Origin of the sequence: Ruegeria sp. HKCCA0370 (assembly GCF_013033705.1) — a bacterium.
In the GTDB taxonomy this organism is placed as follows: Bacteria; Pseudomonadota; Alphaproteobacteria; order Rhodobacterales; family Rhodobacteraceae; genus Ruegeria.
Window position 1 is genome coordinate 200,663 of sequence record NZ_WQEP01000007.1, and the last position, 17,377, is coordinate 218,039.

18 protein-coding genes are annotated in these 17,377 nt (G+C 58.9%); 6 read left to right on the forward strand and 12 right to left on the reverse strand.

The genetic code is table 11. From position 1 onward, the window contains the following. Window positions 1–2: 2 nt before the first annotated feature. From ubiA to GOW31_RS15660, 3 genes are all read left to right on the forward strand, one after another. Window positions 3–965 carry a 4-hydroxybenzoate octaprenyltransferase gene (gene ubiA, locus GOW31_RS15650; RefSeq protein ID WP_171171284.1) on the forward strand — a complete coding sequence of 321 codons (963 nt, stop codon included), beginning with the start codon at window positions 3–5 and terminating at the stop codon, window positions 963–965. Between the two features lie 64 nt (window positions 966–1,029). After that, window positions 1,030–2,967: an OmpA family protein gene (locus GOW31_RS15655; protein WP_171171286.1), complete on the forward strand. Its 1,938-nt coding sequence runs from the start codon at window positions 1,030–1,032 to the stop codon at window positions 2,965–2,967. Window position 2,968: 1 nt separating this feature from the next. Further along, entirely contained in the window at window positions 2,969–3,289 is a 321-nt protein-coding gene (locus tag GOW31_RS15660; RefSeq protein WP_117870533.1) for a hypothetical protein, read from the forward strand. A gap of 21 nt (window positions 3,290–3,310) precedes the next feature. On the opposite strand, the gene GOW31_RS15665 is transcribed toward GOW31_RS15660, so the two are convergent. The 4 genes from GOW31_RS15665 to pgsA form a co-directional block, all read right to left on the reverse strand. After that, window positions 3,311–4,519 carry a PLP-dependent aspartate aminotransferase family protein gene (locus GOW31_RS15665; protein ID WP_171171289.1) on the reverse strand — a complete coding sequence of 403 codons (1,209 nt, stop codon included), beginning with the start codon at window positions 4,517–4,519 and terminating at the stop codon, window positions 3,311–3,313. Window positions 4,520–4,631: 112 nt separating this feature from the next. After that, entirely contained in the window at window positions 4,632–5,075 is a 444-nt protein-coding gene (locus tag GOW31_RS15670) for a molybdenum cofactor biosynthesis protein MoaE (protein WP_171171291.1), read from the reverse strand. 3 nt (window positions 5,076–5,078) lie between these two features. Then, the gene (gene moaD / locus GOW31_RS15675) at window positions 5,079–5,324 is read right to left on the reverse strand and encodes a molybdopterin converting factor subunit 1 (RefSeq protein ID WP_171171293.1); all 246 of its coding nucleotides are present in this window, start codon (window positions 5,322–5,324) and stop codon (window positions 5,079–5,081) included. Between the two features lie 3 nt (window positions 5,325–5,327). Continuing rightward, window positions 5,328–5,996: a CDP-diacylglycerol--glycerol-3-phosphate 3-phosphatidyltransferase gene (pgsA, locus tag GOW31_RS15680; protein WP_152456738.1), complete on the reverse strand. Its 669-nt coding sequence runs from the start codon at window positions 5,994–5,996 to the stop codon at window positions 5,328–5,330. 173 nt (window positions 5,997–6,169) lie between these two features. On the opposite strand from pgsA, the gene GOW31_RS15685 reads away from it, so the two are divergent. Then, window positions 6,170–7,054 carry a DMT family transporter gene (locus tag GOW31_RS15685; protein ID WP_171171295.1) on the forward strand — a complete coding sequence of 295 codons (885 nt, stop codon included), beginning with the start codon at window positions 6,170–6,172 and terminating at the stop codon, window positions 7,052–7,054. On the opposite strand, the gene uvrC is transcribed toward GOW31_RS15685, so the two are convergent. The 7 genes from uvrC to GOW31_RS15715 form a co-directional block, all read right to left on the reverse strand. Further along, on the reverse strand, window positions 7,051–8,913 hold the full coding sequence (gene uvrC, locus GOW31_RS15690) for an excinuclease ABC subunit UvrC (RefSeq protein ID WP_171171297.1): 1,863 nt from the start codon (window positions 8,911–8,913) through the stop codon (window positions 7,051–7,053). The genes GOW31_RS15685 and uvrC overlap by 4 nt on opposite strands. A 290-nt stretch (window positions 8,914–9,203) precedes the next feature. Further along, entirely contained in the window at window positions 9,204–9,983 is a 780-nt protein-coding gene (locus GOW31_RS15695; RefSeq protein ID WP_171171299.1) for an SDR family oxidoreductase, read from the reverse strand. Between the two features lie 21 nt (window positions 9,984–10,004). Further along, entirely contained in the window at window positions 10,005–10,964 is a 960-nt protein-coding gene (locus GOW31_RS15700; protein WP_171119832.1) for a calcium/sodium antiporter, read from the reverse strand. Further along, window positions 10,964–11,155, reverse strand: a complete 192-nt coding sequence (locus GOW31_RS22100; RefSeq protein ID WP_253282532.1) for a hypothetical protein — start codon at window positions 11,153–11,155, stop codon at window positions 10,964–10,966. The genes GOW31_RS15700 and GOW31_RS22100 overlap by 1 nt, the downstream gene beginning before the upstream one ends. Further along, entirely contained in the window at window positions 11,136–11,933 is a 798-nt protein-coding gene (locus tag GOW31_RS15705; protein ID WP_171171301.1) for a S49 family peptidase, read from the reverse strand. The genes GOW31_RS22100 and GOW31_RS15705 overlap by 20 nt, the downstream gene beginning before the upstream one ends. 114 nt (window positions 11,934–12,047) lie before the next feature. After that, complete coding sequence (locus tag GOW31_RS15710) at window positions 12,048–12,809, reverse strand: ABC transporter permease (RefSeq protein ID WP_171119787.1); 762 nt, start codon at window positions 12,807–12,809, stop codon at window positions 12,048–12,050. Continuing rightward, window positions 12,806–13,735, reverse strand: coding sequence for an ABC transporter ATP-binding protein (locus GOW31_RS15715; protein WP_171119788.1), 930 nt, complete (start codon window positions 13,733–13,735; stop codon window positions 12,806–12,808). Before GOW31_RS15715 ends, GOW31_RS15710 begins: the two co-directional genes overlap by 4 nt. Window positions 13,736–13,900: 165 nt before the next feature. On the opposite strand from GOW31_RS15715, the gene GOW31_RS15720 reads away from it, so the two are divergent. Continuing rightward, window positions 13,901–14,995 carry a CaiB/BaiF CoA-transferase family protein gene (locus GOW31_RS15720; protein ID WP_171171304.1) on the forward strand — a complete coding sequence of 365 codons (1,095 nt, stop codon included), beginning with the start codon at window positions 13,901–13,903 and terminating at the stop codon, window positions 14,993–14,995. An 80-nt stretch (window positions 14,996–15,075) separates the two neighbouring features. On the opposite strand, the gene hemE is transcribed toward GOW31_RS15720, so the two are convergent. Next, window positions 15,076–16,110, reverse strand: coding sequence for a uroporphyrinogen decarboxylase (gene hemE, locus GOW31_RS15725; RefSeq protein WP_171171356.1), 1,035 nt, complete (start codon window positions 16,108–16,110; stop codon window positions 15,076–15,078). A gap of 106 nt (window positions 16,111–16,216) precedes the next feature. On the opposite strand from hemE, the gene hemC reads away from it, so the two are divergent. Continuing rightward, window positions 16,217–17,182 (forward strand): hydroxymethylbilane synthase, encoded by a 966-nt coding sequence (gene hemC, locus GOW31_RS15730; RefSeq protein WP_171171306.1) that lies wholly within the window; start codon window positions 16,217–16,219, stop codon window positions 17,180–17,182. Window positions 17,183–17,377: the final 195 nt, after the last annotated feature.

Here is a 17,377-nt window from a genome sequence, read left to right on the forward strand (position 1 = left end):
ATATGCAAGGCAATGCCCCAACACCAGATGGTCAAGTCGCCGATGCCGTCAGCGGCAACTGGGTCGACACCCGTGCCCCGGCCTTTGCCCGCCCCTATCTGCGCCTCAGCCGCGCGGACCGACCCATCGGGACATGGCTGCTGCTGATTCCCTGTTGGTGGGGGCTGGCTCTGGCGATCCTGCATGATGGGCAGCCGCGTTGGGAAGATCTGTGGATCGCCATGGGATGCGCATTTGGGGCCTTCCTGATGCGGGGCGCCGGTTGCACGTGGAATGACATTACGGACCGGGAATTCGACGGGCAGGTCGAACGCACACGCTCGCGCCCGATTCCTTCGGGTCAGGTCAGTGTCCGGCAGGCCGCGGTCTGGATGGTCCTGCAATGCATTCTGGCGCTTGGCATCCTTCTCAGCTTCAATCAGGCGGCAATCGCAATGGGTGTTCTGTCCCTGCTGCCCGTGACGATCTATCCGTTTGCCAAACGGTTTACCTGGTGGCCTCAGGTGTTTCTGGGGCTGGCCTTCAACTGGGGCGCCCTTCTGGCCTGGGCGGCGCATAGCGGTTCCGTGGGATGGCCAGCGGTGACGCTTTATCTGTCTGGAATCGCGTGGACCCTGTTCTACGATACAATCTATGCGCATCAGGATGCCGAGGATGACGAACTGATCGGCATCAAATCTACTGCTCGTTTGTTCGGAGCTGATACAGCGCGGTGGCTGAAGTACTTCTTGGTGGCGACCGTGTCGCTTATGGGGCTGGCCATCGTCGATGCAGGGGTGCCGGATGCCTCGATGCTGGCATTGGGCGTTGCGCTCTGTGGGCCTTGGGCAATGGGCTGGCACATGATGTGGCAACTCCGCGCGCTGGACATCGAAGACAATGCCAGACTGTTGCAATTGTTCAGGCTCAACCGCGACACTGGCTTGATTCCGCTGATCTTCCTCTGCGTCGCCCTGTTGCTCTGATTGCACCTGCTGAACGCGGCCTGTAAAGATCGGCCCAACCGCCTGAGGAGTGTCAAACCCAAATATGCGTCTGCCGTATTTTATCGTTGTTTCCCTGATCTTTCTTGTATCAGCCGGGCTGTCGCTTTTGGCAGCCAGCTATGCCGTCACAAAGATCGAAGAGACATCGGAGTTCGCCGTGCGCCGGGCGCTTGATCTCAAAGGACACGACTGGGCCGAGGTCGAGTCAGACGGCTTGCGCGTGGTCCTGACCGGGATTGCACCCGATGAGGCGACACGGTTCAACGCACTGACCGCAGCCGGAACCGAGGTCGATGCGTCCCGCGTAATCGATGAAATGGAGGTCGAAGCAACCTCTGCCCTAGCGCCGCCGCGCTTTTCGGCGGAAATTCTGCGCAATGATCGCGGCATCTCGATCATCGGCTTGATCCCCGCCAGCGAAGACAGAGATGACCTGATCAGAAGGCTGAGCAACCTCGACCCCAACATCGCAGTTTCGGACCTGATGGAAACCGCGGATTACCCCAAGCCCGACGGTTGGGATGCCGCGATATCATATGCCATCGAGGCGCTGGCGAGCCTGCCGCGTGCCAAAATTTCCGCAAACGCCGATTTGGTCAAAATCACCGCCATTGCGGACAGCCAACAGGAAAAACAACGTCTCGAACGCGATCTGACCCGCGCCGCGCCGCCCAGCCTGCGGATCGGGCTGGCGATCTCGGCACCTCGTCCCGTCATAACGCCCTTTACGCTGCGTTTTCTGATCAACGAAGACGGTGGGCAATTTGACGCCTGTTCGGCACAGGATGCAAAGGCACGCGACCGGATCGTGACCGCTGCGCGCGATGCCGGCTTGTCGGGAACATATTCCTGCACCATCGGTCTGGGCGAGCCCTCGCCACGCTGGCCCGAAGCCGCCGAGAAGAGCATTCAGGCACTGGCCAGAATCGGCAAAGGCTCGGTCACGATGTCGGATGCGGACATCACCCTGGTTGCGGCGCAAGGCACGGATCCAGCCTTGTTCGACCGGGTTGTAGGTGAACTTGAAACAGCGTTGCCTCAGGTCTTTGCCCTGCATGCTGTGCTGCCGGAACCTGAAACCAGCGAACAGACCGGACCCGTCGAGTTCTCGGCGACCCGCAGCCCCGAAGGGCTTGTGCAACTGCGAGGGCGCCTGGGGGATGAAACGTTGCGGGACATGGTCGACAGCTATGCCCGCGCGGCCTTCGGCTCGGATCAGGTCTATACCGCGACCCGCATCGCGCCGGGGCTTCCGGCAGATTGGCCGGTGCGTGTTCTGGCCGGCCTCGAGGCGTTGGCCCAGCTTCACAACGGGGCCTTGACCGTAACACCAGGCTCGGTCGAACTGACCGGCCTCAGCCATGAAGAGGATGCCAAAGCCCGTATCGCAGGTCAGTTGTCGGACAAGCTGGGCGAAGGGCAGGAATTCACTCTGACGATCACCTATCAGCCTCCGCCAGAGCCCGAAGACGCGCTGCCCGATCCTGAAGTCTGCGAAGCGCAGATCGCCGAAATTCAATCCGTCAGCAAAATTGCGTTCGAACCCGGATCAGCGACGATCGCATCCGACTCGCGCGATACGGTGAACCAGATCGCCGACATCCTGCGTGACTGCGGGCCGATCCGGCTGGAGATCCAGGGCCATACGGACAGCCAGGGCCGCGAAGAGATGAACCAGCAGCTCAGCCAGGCACGGGCGCAATCGATTCTGAACGAGCTGCGCGGGCGGCGCATTCCCACCAGCAGCTACACTGCCGTTGGATACGGTGAAACACAGCCTATCGCGGACAACGACACCGAAGAAGGCCGCGAAGCAAACCGGCGGATCGAGTTCCGGCTGATTCGTCCCGAGCCGGTCGAAGCCTCCGAAACAGGCCTCGAAGCGCTCGAGGCTGAGGCCGAGGTTGGGGCTGAGGCCGACGCGCCTGAAACGGATCAGACCGAATCGACCGCACCAGACACGGACGCAGAGGACCAGTAAGTTGAACAGAACCGAATTCATCATCGCCACAGCCGTCATTCTGTTTGCGGCCTTCTGCATGGGCTGGTTTGCCAACTGGCTGGCACACCGCCTGTCCCGCGTCCGCCAAAGCGACGTTGCCGATCTGGATCGCATGAGCCAGGAACTGCACGAAGCGGAAGAAACCCGCGATCAGGCCATAACCTACCTTCAGCAACGTGAAGCCGAGCTGACCAATCAGCTGACCCAGACAGAGGCAGAGCTGGCCGCGGCCATGGACGGTCTGCGCGCCGCGCGGCAAGAGGCCGAGGAAATGCGCGGCCGGATCAACAACGCCGACTGAGAAACCGCCTTCCCGGACGGCTCACAGGACCTGCGCCAAATCTGCGATCAGGTCTTCGGGGTCTTCCAGACCAACCGACAGCCTGAACACGCCGTCGCCTGCGAAATCCCGGTAACTTGCCAATTGCGCCCCTTCCAATCGGAAGGACGATTGCATCAAAGCTTCGGTTCCCATCCAGAATATCAGACTGCGATGGTGGCCAAGCGACACGGCATAGTGAACGATCCGGAGTTTATCGATCATCTGCTGGGCCAGTGCCTCGCCTGTTGCGTGATCACCCACCTGAAAAGCGATCATGCCGGATGTGTTGCGCATCTGCTTTTGGGCCAGCTCATATTGGGGATGCGACTTCAGCCCCGGATAGATCACTCTGGTCACGCGCGCGCGTGTCTCAAGCCAATCGGCAACGACGGTGGCACCTGCCTGATGCGCTGTCATCCGCAGCGGCAGAGTGGCCATGCCCCGCGCGATCATCCACGCGTTGAAGGGGGACATGATGCTGCCGTGGTGGATCGCGGATTCGTTACGGATTTTCTCGATCAGGTCCTTTCGCCCGGCCACCGCACCACCGATGGCATCACCGTGCCCGCCGATGTACTTGGTCACCGAATGCATGATCAGATCAACGCCCAGCTCTTTGCTTGGCTGACCAAGCGGAGACGCAAAAGTCGCATCGCAGGACAGCAACGCCCCCGCGCTTTTGGCAATTGCTGAGACCGATGCCAGATCGGTCAGACGACCGATCGGGTTCACGGGTGTTTCCGTGTGGATGAGACGCGTGTTCGGCCTGATGGCTGCTGATACCGCCGAAAGATCGGACATGTTGACCGTGCTGACATGGATCCCCAGACGCGGCAGCGTGTCCCGCGCCAGCTCTGCCACGCCCGCGTAAGAGACGTCGGAAACGATCAAATGATCCCCGGCAGACAGGAACGTCAGGAAGATGGCGGTGGCCGCCGCCATACCGGACGCCAGACAGAGGCAATCTTCGGTGCCTTCCAACATGCTGATCTTGGTTTCCAGCGTCCTGACGTTGGGATTGGCCCAGCGCCCGTAAAGATAAGGGGCTTCTTCCTCCAGATCGTGGGCCGAAAACCCCGCCACCTGATCCGTGACGAATGTCGAAGACATATGCAGGGCCGGCGCAGACGCACCGCTGGTCGGGTCCGGGGCTTCGCCCGCATGGATTGCCCGTGTCGCTAGGCCCTTGTTTCTCAGCCCGTCATGCATGCCGCCATCCTCTTGATCCACTTGCGCAGATTTAGCGCAGGCTCGTGAACCGGCGTCCAGAGAAGAATTGAAACCGCTCGGTTTCCAGAACCACCGCGGTGGGCGCGCGACGCTACCAGCGGCTCAGAGAGTCTTCGTCCTGATCTTTGGCCGCAACCCATTCGGCGCCGGAACGGGTAATTTCCTTTTTCCAGAACGGTGCGCGGGATTTCAGGTAATCCATCAGATATTCGGCCGCCTCGAACGCGTCCTTGCGATGCGGGGCCGCCGTGGCCACCATCATGATGCGATCCCCCGGAACCAAGCGTCCAAAACGGTGTATGACCAGCACGTCACCCAATGCCCAACGCGCCTGCGCCTCTTCGGCGATCTTGGTCAGGGCGCGTTCGGTCATACCGGGATAGTGCTCGATCTCCATCACATCCAGATCACCGCTCGCCAGGTCACGCACAACGCCGGTGAAGGTGACAATGGCGCCGTTGGAATCATCCCCTGCGGCAAAGGCATTGGCCTCGGCCCCCAAATCAAACGCCTCTTCCTGAACTGCGATCCGCATCGGTCAACCGCCCGTCATCGGCGGAAAAAACGCAACTTCCCGAACACCTGCCAGCGACGCATCGAAATCCGACAGCTCCTGATCCAACGCAACGCGCAGCGCGGACAGATCGGCAAATGCCGCGGCATAGCGCTCTTCCCGAGCGCTCAGTTCAATCACCAATTCGCTGACCGTGGCCGCTTGCGTTTCGACCTTTTCCTTTGGCAAGCCGATGCGTTCGCGCACCCAGGCGAAATACAGAACATCCATCGGTTAGCTCTCCTTCAGATGAGGCATGGCTTTACGTAGGTAGTCATAGCCGGTGATCAATGTAAGCGTTGCCGCAATCCATAACAGCCACAGCCCGACCTGACCCGCCCAATACATGCCATCGACATTCAGGCGCAGGTGGTTCACGTCGTCGACCTGACCCGCAATGATCTGCTCGACCAGCTCGGCATCCATGCCAAAACTCGCCATCACGGCATAGTGCTCGAAGATACCCTGCGAAAACAGAACCGCGATGGCGACCATCTGGGCCGTGGTCTTCCATTTGGCCAGTTTGGTGACTTTGAGCGTCCCGGCCACATCGCCCAGATATTCCCGCAGGCCCGAGACAAAAACTTCGCGAAACAGGATCACGGTTGCAGGAAGGACAAGCCACGGCGTCCAGTGCTCGGTCGAATAGCCCACAAGGATCATAAGCGCGATCACCACCATGGCCTTGTCGGCGATCGGATCCAGCATCGCTCCGATCTTGGTCTCCTGCTTCCATGCGCGGGCCAGATACCCATCGAACCAATCGGTAATCGCCGCCGACAGGAACAGGATCAGTGCAAACCAGTCCGCATAGGGACGGGTGAAATACAGAAACATGACTGCCAGCCCGGGCGCGGCCAGCAGGCGCAGGACGGTTAGGAGATTAGGCAAATTCCACTTCATGGCTTGGACCCTATATCGCCGGTCCGGGACAGAAAAGCCAATCAGACAAAAAACTGTATCATTCAAAAGCGCTTGGTCAAAGCGCCGCAGGCCCGACGTCTCAGAACAGTACCTCTTGGCCTTTCCCGGCTTTGCGGTCAGATTGCCGCGCAAGCCCAGCCGGAAAGAACCAGATGACAGCGCATATTCAAACCGACACACGGTCAAACATGATCGGCAGCCTCTGGATGGTCGCCGCGATGGCCGGTTTTGCGCTGGAGGATGCGATGCTGAAGGCAGCTTCAGCCGCGCTGCCGATCTGGCAGGTCCTGGTTCTTTTCGGCGCGGGCGGGTCGGTGATTTTCGCTGCGGTGGCCCGGGCCCGTGGGCAGCGGCTGCTGCAACCTGACGTTCTGTCCCGCCCGATGAAAATTCGGGTGCTGTTCGAGGTCTTTGGTCGGTTGTTCTATGTTCTGGCCATCGCACTGACGCCGTTGTCCTCGGCCACGGTGATCCTGCAAGCCACGCCTCTGGTCGTTGTTGCAGGCGCCGCGTTGTTCTTTGGCGAGACAGTCGGTTGGCGGCGTTGGAGCGCTATCTTTGTCGGCATGATCGGCGTTGTCGTCATCCTGCAACCCACCGGAGACAGCTTTTCGTTGCTGTCGATACTGGCGGTGCTGGGAATGCTGGGATTTGCCGGACGTGATCTGGCCAGCCGCGCAGCACCTGCCACGCTTGGAACCGAAGTCCTGGGGTTTTACGGCTTCCTCAGCATCATCGTGGCCGGGGTGGCCTATCGGTTTTGGGAGGGCGCGCCGATTGCACCGGTTGGCCTTCACACCAGCCTGCATCTGATCGGTGCGGTGCTGATGGGCGTAATGGCCTATGCGTCGCTGATGAAGGCGATGCGCACCGGCGAAGTGTCCGCCGTGACCCCGTTCAGATACACCCGGCTGTTGTTCGGCATTGGGCTTGGCGTAGCCATGTTTGGTGAGAGGCTGGATCCCAACATGTGGATCGGCAGCGCGCTGATCGTCGCGTCGGGCCTATATATCCTGTGGCGGGGCCGGCAAGCCTAGCCCTTGTCGTGGAAGAAATCGTAAACCTTCTGCGCCAACCCGGCCGAAATCCCTTCGACCGCTTTCAAATCGGCCAGATTGGCCCGGCTGACGGCTTTGGCGCTGCCGAAATGGGTCAACAGAGCACGCTTGCGCGCAGCCCCTACCCCTGGGATTTCATCCAACGGCGTTGCACCCACGGCTTTGGCGCGTTTTGCACGATGGGTGCCGATGGCGAACCGGTGCGCTTCGTCTCTGAGGCGTTGAATGAAATACAACACAGGGTCGTTGCGTTTCAGCGCAAAGGGGCTTTGGCCGATCCGGTGAAACTCTTCCTTGCCGTGGTCGCGGTCGACCCCCTTGGCGACGCCGACCATGGGAATGTCTTCGACCCCATGTTCGACCATGATCTGATGCACCGCGCTTACCTGCCCTGCGCCGCCATCAATCAGCAACAGATCGGGCCACAGCCCTTTGTCGCGGTCCGGGTCTTCCTTTTGCAGTCTGGTGAAGCGGCGGTTCAGCACCTCTTTCATCATGCCGAAATCGTCACCCGGTGTCAGGTCATCACCGCGAATGTTGAACTTGCGGTAAGCGTTCTTCATGAACCCCTCGGGGCCGGCCACGATCATGCCGCCGACAGCATTGGTGCCCTGAATATGAGAGTTGTCATAGACTTCGATCCGTCCCGGTGGACCATCCAGATCGAACGCCTCGGCCAGCCCGCGCAGCAACTTGGCCTGCGTGGCACTTTCCGACATGCGGCGGGCCAGAGCCTCGCGCGCGTTGCGCAAGGCACCGGCAACAAGTTCCTGTTTTTCGCCACGCTGCGGCACAAGGATTTCGACCTTGCGCCCGGCTTTCTCAGACAGCGCGTCCTGCATCAGATCCACGTTTTCGATTCCGTCCGACAGGATCAGCTGACGCGGCGGTTCCTTGTTGTCATAGAACTGGCCCAGAAAGGCCTCCATCACCTCGGCAGGTGAAACATCCGGGCCGACGCGGGGATAGAAATCCTTGTTGCCCCAGTTCTGGTTCGCACGGATAAAAAACACCTGCACGCAGGCCTGACCGCTGTCCATATACAGGCCGATCACGTCCGCCTCGGCCACACCGCGCGGGTTGATACCCTGAGAGGTCTGCACCTGCGTCAGAGCCCGGATGCGGTCACGCAGACCTGCGGCGCGTTCGAACTCCATCGCCTCAGATGCGGCCATCATCTGCTCGGCCAATTCCTCTTGCACCTTTGTCGAGCGGCCCGACAGGAAGCGTTCGGCGTCCTTCACGCTTTCACGGTAATCCTGCTCTGAGATCAGGCCGACACACGGCCCGGAACACCGCTTGATCTGATATAGAAGGCATGGCCGCGTTCGGCTGTCGAACATCGAATCCGAGCAGTTGCGCAGCAGGAACGCTTTTTGCAACTGGTTCAGCGTCCGGTTCACCGCACCGGCACTGGCGAAGGGGCCGAAATAGGCACCTTTTTCCTTCTTCGCCCCTCGGTGTTTCTTGATCTGCGGAAAGTCATGATCCTTGGCGACCAGTATGTTCGGAAAGCTTTTGTCATCCCGCAACAATACATTGTACTTGGGTTTGAGCTGCTTGATCAGGTTCTGCTCAAGCAGCAGGGCCTCGGTCTCGGTTCGCGTGGTCAGGAACATCATCGAGGCCGTCGCGGCGATCATCTTTTCGATCCGCCCCGAATGACCCGGCCGTGTGTAATTCGACACCCGTGCCCTGAGATTTCGGGCTTTGCCGACATACAGAACCCGGCTGTCTGCATCGAGCATGCGGTAAACGCCCGGAGAACTGTCCAGCGTTTTTACATAGCGCTGAATGCAGGCATAGCCGGTGGGGGATGATTCGCTGTCGGTGGTCATGATCCTGAGATATGATTCTCTGGCAATGGCTGCAATCTCACGCCTTCCAGATCAAGAGAAAACAAATCCACGGTTTCTGTGGATAAGTGTGAAGATAAAATTCCGGAAGATCGGAAATCCCCTTGTTTCCTTGCCTTTTCCTTTACTTGCACAAAAAATAGGCAACTTATCAAGTACTTGTTCTTAAATGTTATTTTTTTGCATACTTAGCAAGTGTATGAAAAAAAAGACATTTTTGTAACGCGCGTGTAACACAATTGAGAGCGGTGCAAAACTTGCAGCAGAATTACTTATTCTACACCCAGAACATCCGGAGTTTTCCAACCCAGATGCTGACCGCCGTCCACACATAAAAGCTGTCCGGTGACCGCGTGTGCATCCAGAAAGTACCCAAGCGCAGCGGTTATGTCAGACGGGTTGGATCCCCGCTCCAAAACGGTATTTGAACGCTGTGCCTGGAAATGCTCTTGGCTTTGGCGGTGGCCCTGCATCGTGGGGCCCGGCCCGATCGCATTGACACGGATCGTCGGAGACAACGCCTGCGCCGCCGTTCGGGTCAGTGCCCACAAACCCATTTTTGCGATGGTGTATGACATGAACTCGGGCGTCAGCTTACGCACGCGCATGTCCACCATGTTGACGATAAGGCCGGTTGCAAGCGGTTCGCCATTTTCATCTGTTCCAGCACTCAGCCCCTGACCTGCCATGGCCTGCGTCAGCACAAAGGGCGCGCGCAGGTTGCTGTCGAGATGTCGATCCCAGCTTTGCCGGGTTGCCGTGCGGATGTTGTCGTATTCGAAGATCGATGCGTTGTTCACCAGACACGTAATTGGCCCGCCCAGCGCCTCGGCCGCTTTGGGCAGCAGCGCCTGAACCTGAGCTTCGTCCAGCAGATCGGCCTTCAGGGTCACGGATTTTCGACCCAGGGTCTGTACCTCTGCCGCCGTCTCCTGCGCCGGACCTTCGGATGAGGCGTAATGCACGGCCACATCGAAACCTCGATCTGCCAGATACAGTGCCATGGCCCGGCCCAGACGAATACCGGCGCCGGTGACTAGGGCTCGGGTCATGCTTCACCTCGTTTTGTCAGATCACACCAGCAATACGGTGACGTAAAGCACATAAAGGAAAGTCAACACCAACCCCCAGATGCGCGAGATATCTTGTTTGAAAAATACAAACGGTATCAGCAGCAGCGATGCGCCCAGCATGACCCAAAGATCGAATTGCAGGAACTCGGGATCAACCGGGATACGACCAAACCAGGTTGCGATCCCGATGATGGCCAAAAGGTTGAACATGTTCGAACCGATCACGTTACCCAGCGCAACGTCGGCCTGTCTGCGCAAAGCGGCCATAACTGTTGTCGCCAATTCGGGCAAAGACGTTCCAACTGCGATCAACGTCAAACCAATGACCGTCTCACTGACCCCGTAGGTCCGCGCGATGATCGTTGCGTTATCTACCAAAAGATGCGCACCCATTGGCAGACCAATCAGCCCGAGGATCAGATACACCGACACCTTCCAATAAGGCATGTCAGGATCAGCTTCTTCCAGCCCCTCAAGCTCTTCGTCCACACAGGCTTCACCGCAGGCTTTGCGATGGGCTTTTGCCTCGCGGAAGGCGTTCAGAAGAACAAGACCCAACGCCGCCAGCAAGATCAGGCCGCTGAAGAACGTGAACGTTCCCAAGAATGCCAAACCAATGAACAGAACCGTCGCCATCAGCATGAAGACATAGTTCCGGCGGCTGTTGCATTCACTGGTGTGTAGAGTCGCCAGAAGCGCGGGAAGGCCCAGAACCAGCAAAATATTCGCCGTGTTTGATCCGACCACATTGCCCAGTGCGATACCGGGGGCGTTCTCTTTCAAAGCGCTGATGGCAATCAAAAGCTCAGGCGCGGACGTTCCGAATGCCACAATCGTCAGGCTGACGATCAACGCAGGAACGCCCAGGCGCAGGCTCAGGTTCACGGCACCACGCACAAGGGCGTCGCCTGCCAGCAGCAGAATCAACAGACCCAGACCGGACAACAGCCATGTGGTAATCAAGTCCGGCCTCCTTTTTCACAGGCGCAGGGGCCTTTGCCGATACGATACCGACCGCAGCGCGGACATTTCGCCGAACTCAATTTCTTTTGTCCGGGAAAGCGAAGCTTACCGAACATTGCCAATACGCCCATGGCAATCAGGAAAAGGGTGACGGCCTTGATGATCACGTCACAAACCGAAACGCGCATATGCTGCACGCTCCTCCAGGCCAGCAATGGCATCCTGTGCGAAGCTGGCCCCAAAACGCGTCCAGATCGGTTTGCGCACACCGTAGCGGCGGAACTTGACCTTGTCGCCAAAGCGTTCCTGCATCTTGGGCTTGAGATGAGCGATGCCATCAATCAGGCCCAATTCTTGCGCGCGGCGCGCCAGCCAAACCTCACCGGTGAACAAATCTGCACTTTGATCCAGCTTGTCCCCACGTCGCGCTTTGACATGATCAATGAAGTTTTCGTGGATATCCCCCAGCAAACCTTGCAGGCGGGCCACATCCTCTTTCTTTTCCGGCGCAAACGGGTCCAGCATGGATTTCGACTGGCCCGCCGTATGCACGCGCCGCTCAAACCCTTGCCGCGCCAGAAAGACATGCGCGCCAAACCCGGCCGAGATTACACCGATTGACCCAAGAACCGAACTATCATCGGCCCAGATCTCGTCCGCTGCGGCAGCCAGCCAATAGCCGCCGGAGGCCGCAACATCCTCGACAAAGGCAATCACCGGCACATCCAGCTCTTCCGACAAACGCCGGATGCGGGCACCGATCAGCGAACTTTGCACAGGGGACCCGCCCGGGGAATTAAGCTCAATCGCCACGGCGGCTGGTTTTCCCTTGCGAAACGCTTTTTCCAGAACAGGCGCCAGGGTTGTGTCGTTCAACGCCCCACGCCCCGCCATTCCAATGGAACCGGACAAACGGACAACGGCCACGCAAGGGTGCTTTTTTACGAACGGCAGGCTGAGCTTCATGGGTGCCGATGTAGAGTGCCCCCAACCCGTAAACAAGGGACTCTGCCGGCGTTAAACGCGACGTGAACCAAATTCACACACCCGATGGGCAAAAATGCAACGCCTTGGCGAGGGTCAGCTGCGAATGCGCCAGCCGGTTTTGAATATCCAGCCGATAACCGCCAGGCACAGAGCCGTAAAAGCGACAATGGCAAGAAGGCTGAAAACGATCGGCACATCTGCCAGCCCGTAAAAGGACCAGCGGAAACCCGAAATCAGATAGACCACGGGATTGAACAGCGTGATGGTCTGCCACAATGGCGGCAGCATCGAGATCGAATAGAACGTACCCCCCAGAAAGATCAGTGGCGTCACCACCAACTGCGGCACCAGCGACATCTGCTCGAAGTTGCTGGCCCAGATGCCGATGATGAATCCCAGCAACGAAAAGCTGAGACAGGACAGGATCAGAAACGCGGCCATGGCGAATGGATGCTCGATCCGAATATCGACGAAAAACGTCGCGGTGACCAAAATCACCAACCCCACGAACAACGCCTTGGTTGCGGCGGCACCGACATATCCGATCACGATCTCGATGAAATTGACCGGAGCGGACAACAGCTCGTAGATGGTGCCCAGAAACTTGGGGAAGTAAATTCCGAACGACGCGTTCGAAATCGACAGCATCACCACCGACAACATGATCAGCCCCGGCACGATGAATGCACCGTATGAAACGCCCTCGACCTCTTGGATACGGCTGCCGATGGCGGTGCCAAACACCACGAAATAAAGCGACGTCGACAGAACCGGCGACAGAAAACTCTGTGCCAGAGTTCGAAAGAAACGGGTCATTTCGAACCGGTAGATGGCAGCGATCGCGGTCCAGTTCATGCGGCCTCTCCCGATACCAGATTGACAAAAATCTCTTCCAGGCTTGATTGCCTGGTCTGTACGTCGCGCAACACCAACCCGGCCTCGGACACGTCATTCAGCAAGGTCGTTATGCCGGTACGATCCGCATTGGTATCGTAGGTATAGATCAGACAATCACCTGCGCCGTTGAGGGCCAGATTGTGGCTGACCAGACTATCGGGAATTCGGTCGATGGGTTCGGTCAGCATGACTTCGATCTGCTTTTTTCCCATCTGCGACATGAGTGTGTCTTTGTCCTGCACCAGCAAAAGCTCACCCTTGTCGATGACGCCGACACGATCCGCAATCGCTTCTGCTTCTTCAATGTAATGGGTGGTCAGAATGATGGTGACACCGTCCCGTTTCAGTTCCGCCACAAGCTCCCACATGTCCTTGCGCAACTCGACATCCACTCCGGCAGTCGGCTCGTCCAGAAAAAGCACACGGGGTTCATGGGCCAGGGCCTTGGCGATCAGCACCCTCCGCTTCATGCCGCCGGACAATTCCTTGATCGCGTTGTTGCGCTTGTCCCACAGGGACAGCTTGCGCAAAATCTCTTCGATCCGCGCGCTGTCTTTGCCAAGCCCGAACAGCCCACGCGACAACCGGACCGTGTTCCAGACCTTTTCAAACGGTTCCAGCGCGATCTCTTGCGGTACAAGCCCTATCATCCTGCGCGCTGCGCGATAATCGGACTGTGTGTCATGCCCGCCAACCGTGACCACCCCCGAGGTCGGAGTCGTTATTCCACAAATCGTCGAAATCAGGGTTGTCTTTCCGGCGCCATTTGGTCCCAGAAGCGCAAGTATCTCACCCTCTTCAATATCCAGAGACACACCTTTCAGCGCCTCGAACCCATCCGCGTAAGACTTGCGAAGGTTTTTGATGGACAAAATGGTCGTCATATCCGTTCCCCGTTCCGACCGAGACCCTATCGCGCGGAATCAGCCTGTAACAGGTCAATTTCGCACAACGTTCTGCGCATTCTGTAATGGTTGTCAGAACCATGCTCAATTCCAACTTGCAATCCGTCAACCCACCCGCAAACTCTGCCACAACGGAGGGCGCCGATGCTGAATGGAATACGCATAGTCGAAATCGAAGGGCTGGGCCCCGGCCCGTTTGCCGCCATGCAGCTAGCTGATCTGGGCGCCGACGTCATCACGATCCACCGCAAAGGCCAGGCAGTAACACCGGGCATGCCGGACAACTCGCTTCTGGACCGCGGCAAACGATCGATCGCGCTTGATCTGAAGGATCCCGAAGATCTGGCGACCGCCCGTCGCCTGATTGACACGGCAGATGCACTGATCGAAGGCTTTCGCCCCGGCGTGATGGAGAAACTGGGACTTGGCCCGGATCTGTGCCTGACCCGCAACCCAAAACTGATATATGGCCGCATGACAGGCTGGGGGCAGGATGGTCCGCTGGCCGACACGGCTGGGCATGACCTGAACTACATCGCCTTGTCCGGTGCGCTCTGGTACGCCTCTCTCCCGGATCAGCCGCCTCAAACCCCTGCAACCCTGGTCGGCGATATCGGCGGAGGCGCCATGTACCTTGTCACGGGCATCCTGGCAGGTTTGATCAACGCACAAAGAACCGGGAAAGGCACCGTGGTCGACGCCGCTATCTACGACGGCTCGGCCCATATGATGAACCTTCTGATGACCATGCGCCAAACCGGAAACCTGTCTGAAACCCGCGGCCAAAGCCTGTTGGACGGTCCGCATTGGAGCCGAACCTACACCTGCGCGGACGGCGGATTTGTTTCGGTCCAATGCCTCGAACCAAAATTCTACGCCCGATTTCTTGAAATCCTGGGCCTGTCCCGGGACCCGGCGTTCCAACAACAATACACCCGCAAGCTCTGGCCCGACCTGACCCGGCGCCTGGTCGAAATCTTCTCGTCCAGGCCGCGCGACGACTGGGCCAAACTGTTCGACGGTTCAGACGCCTGCGTCGCACCGGTACTCAGCCCCGACGAGGCCGCAGCCCATCCGATGAATGCGGCTCGTCAATCCTGGCGCCAGGCTGACGGCACCCTACAGGCCGCCGCCGCCCCACGCTTCTCCACACACCAGTGGCAACCAAAGCCCAGCCCGGAGCGCGGACAACACACCGCCGAGATCCTAAACGAACTCCAAGCCCCGGAAAGCACCTGACACACTCTTCATCTGGCCAGAAATATCCCGGGGGTGAATTGGCCAGCGGCCAAGAGGGGGCTGGCCCCCTCCCACGCGCTCTATCCGCCGCGCACCGTGTCGATCATCAGCTGAACGTTGTCCGGGTCGGCATCCGGAGTGATCCCATGGCCGAGGTTGAAAATATGCGGCCCCTTGGAAAACGCTTCAACGATGCGCCGGGTCTCATCCACCAGCGCCTGCCCGCCGGTAACCATGTGCGACGACGCCAGATTGCCTTGCACACAGCCATCAATCTGCACTTTCTCAGCCGCCCATTCGGGCGACACGGAATTGTCCAGCGCCACGCAATCCACGCCGGTCAAGCTTGCAAACCCGATATACCCGTCGCCTGCTTCCCGCGGAAATCCAATCACGGGGATGCCGGGATGACGTTCCTTGATGGCCTGCGTGATAACCCGGCACGGCTCGACCGCGTATTTTCGGAAAGCTTCGCCCTTCAAAGACCCCGCCCAACTGTCAAATATCTTGACCACCTCGGCACCGGCGTCGATCTGAGCGGACAGATATTCAATCGTTGCCGCGGTGATGCGGTCCAACAGCGCCTCGAACAAAGCGGTATCACCTTCGCGCAACGCATGCGCGGGACCCTGATCCGGCGTGCCGCGCCCTGCAATCATGTACGTGGCAACAGTCCACGGCGCACCTGCGAATCCGATCAAGGTGGTTTCCGACGGCAATTCCCGCGAAAGAATGCGCACCGTCTCGTAAACCGGGGACAATGTCTCGTGAATTGCGTCAACAGGTTTCAACGCATCAAACTCGGCCTGCTGCGTGATGGTGGACAAACGCGGGCCTTCACCTGTCACGAACCAAAGATCAGCCCCCAGCGCCTGTGGCACCAGAAGGATGTCGGCAAACAGGATCGCCGCATCGAACCCATATCGCCGAATTGGCTGCAAGGTAACTTCTGCTGCCAGTTCAGGATTGTAGCACAGTGACAGGAAATCCCCGGCCTGAGCACGTGTGGCCCGGTATTCCGGCAAATACCGACCCGCCTGACGCATCATCCAGATCGGCGGCACATCCTGTACTTCGCCTGCCAGCGCCCGCAGCAGCTTCTTTGTCTCGGCCATGTTTGTCCCCAGCATTCAGGTTTTGGCAACGGGTCGTCCTTCGGCGGCAATTTGTCAAGCTCAGCCCCCATTGTCAGGGCAATGTGACGCGACTAAAGCTGTGCACATGACTTTGACCCTGCCCACCCCCGCATCGCCCCTCAGAATCGGCACTCGTGGCTCGCCGCTGGCTCTGGCTCAGGCCTATGAAACGCGCCAACGTCTGAGCGATGCCTTCGATCTGCCACAGGATGCGTTCGAAATCGTGGTGATCAAGACGACCGGTGACAATCGCGCCATGATCGACGCGGATCGACCGCTGAAGGAAATCGGCAACAAGGGCCTGTTCACCAAGGAAATCGAAGAGGCGATGCTGCGCGCCGAGATCGACATCGCCGTGCATTCAACAAAGGACATGCCCGTTGAACAACCCGAAGGGCTGGTCCTGGATACGTTTCTGCCGCGCGAGGATGTGCGCGACGCCTTCATATCTCCGCGGTTGGGCTCGATCCACGATCTGCCCGAAGGCGCCGTTGTGGGCACCTCGTCCTTGCGGCGGAAGGCGCAGCTGCTGAACCGGAGGCCGGATCTGAAAGTGGTCGAGTTTCGCGGAAACGTGCAGACACGGCTGAAAAAGCTTGAAGACGGGGTTGCCGATTGCACGTTTCTGGCAATGGCAGGCATTCGCCGTTTGGGAATGGATGAGGTTCCGGCCAGCGCCATTTCCCCTGACGACATGCTGCCGGCGATCGCGCAGGGCACCATCGGCATCGAACGGCGCAGCGACGACATGCGCGCGGCCGAAATGCTGGACGCGATTCATCACACGGAAACGGGATGGCGTCTGGCGGCTGAACGCACATTGCTGGCCGCGCTAGACGGGTCCTGCGAAACCCCGATCGCCGGCCTTGCCGAACTTGACGGCGACACCCTAAGGTTGCGGGGCGAAGTGCTGCGCCCGGACGGAACGGAAACCGCCAGCAGAGATATGACCGGCCCCGTCGAGGATGGGCCTGAGATGGCCCGCGAGATGGCGGCTGAACTGCTTGAACAGGCGGGGCCTGATCTATTCGATTGGAAAAATTCAAAATAAATTCGTTTAGTGTGAACTTGATCACTGTAGCAGGCGGCGCGATCAGGCATTACTGTGACATACCGAAGAGGAAGTCGGGTCAGTCTCGAAAGTATCGAAAAGTTTTCAGATTGCCGGTGTTTTAATCAGTATTCGAGGGGGCGAGGCTGACCCCCGGCTTCCAAAGGTAGCGGGTCGCTGTTGAGTTCAACAGCG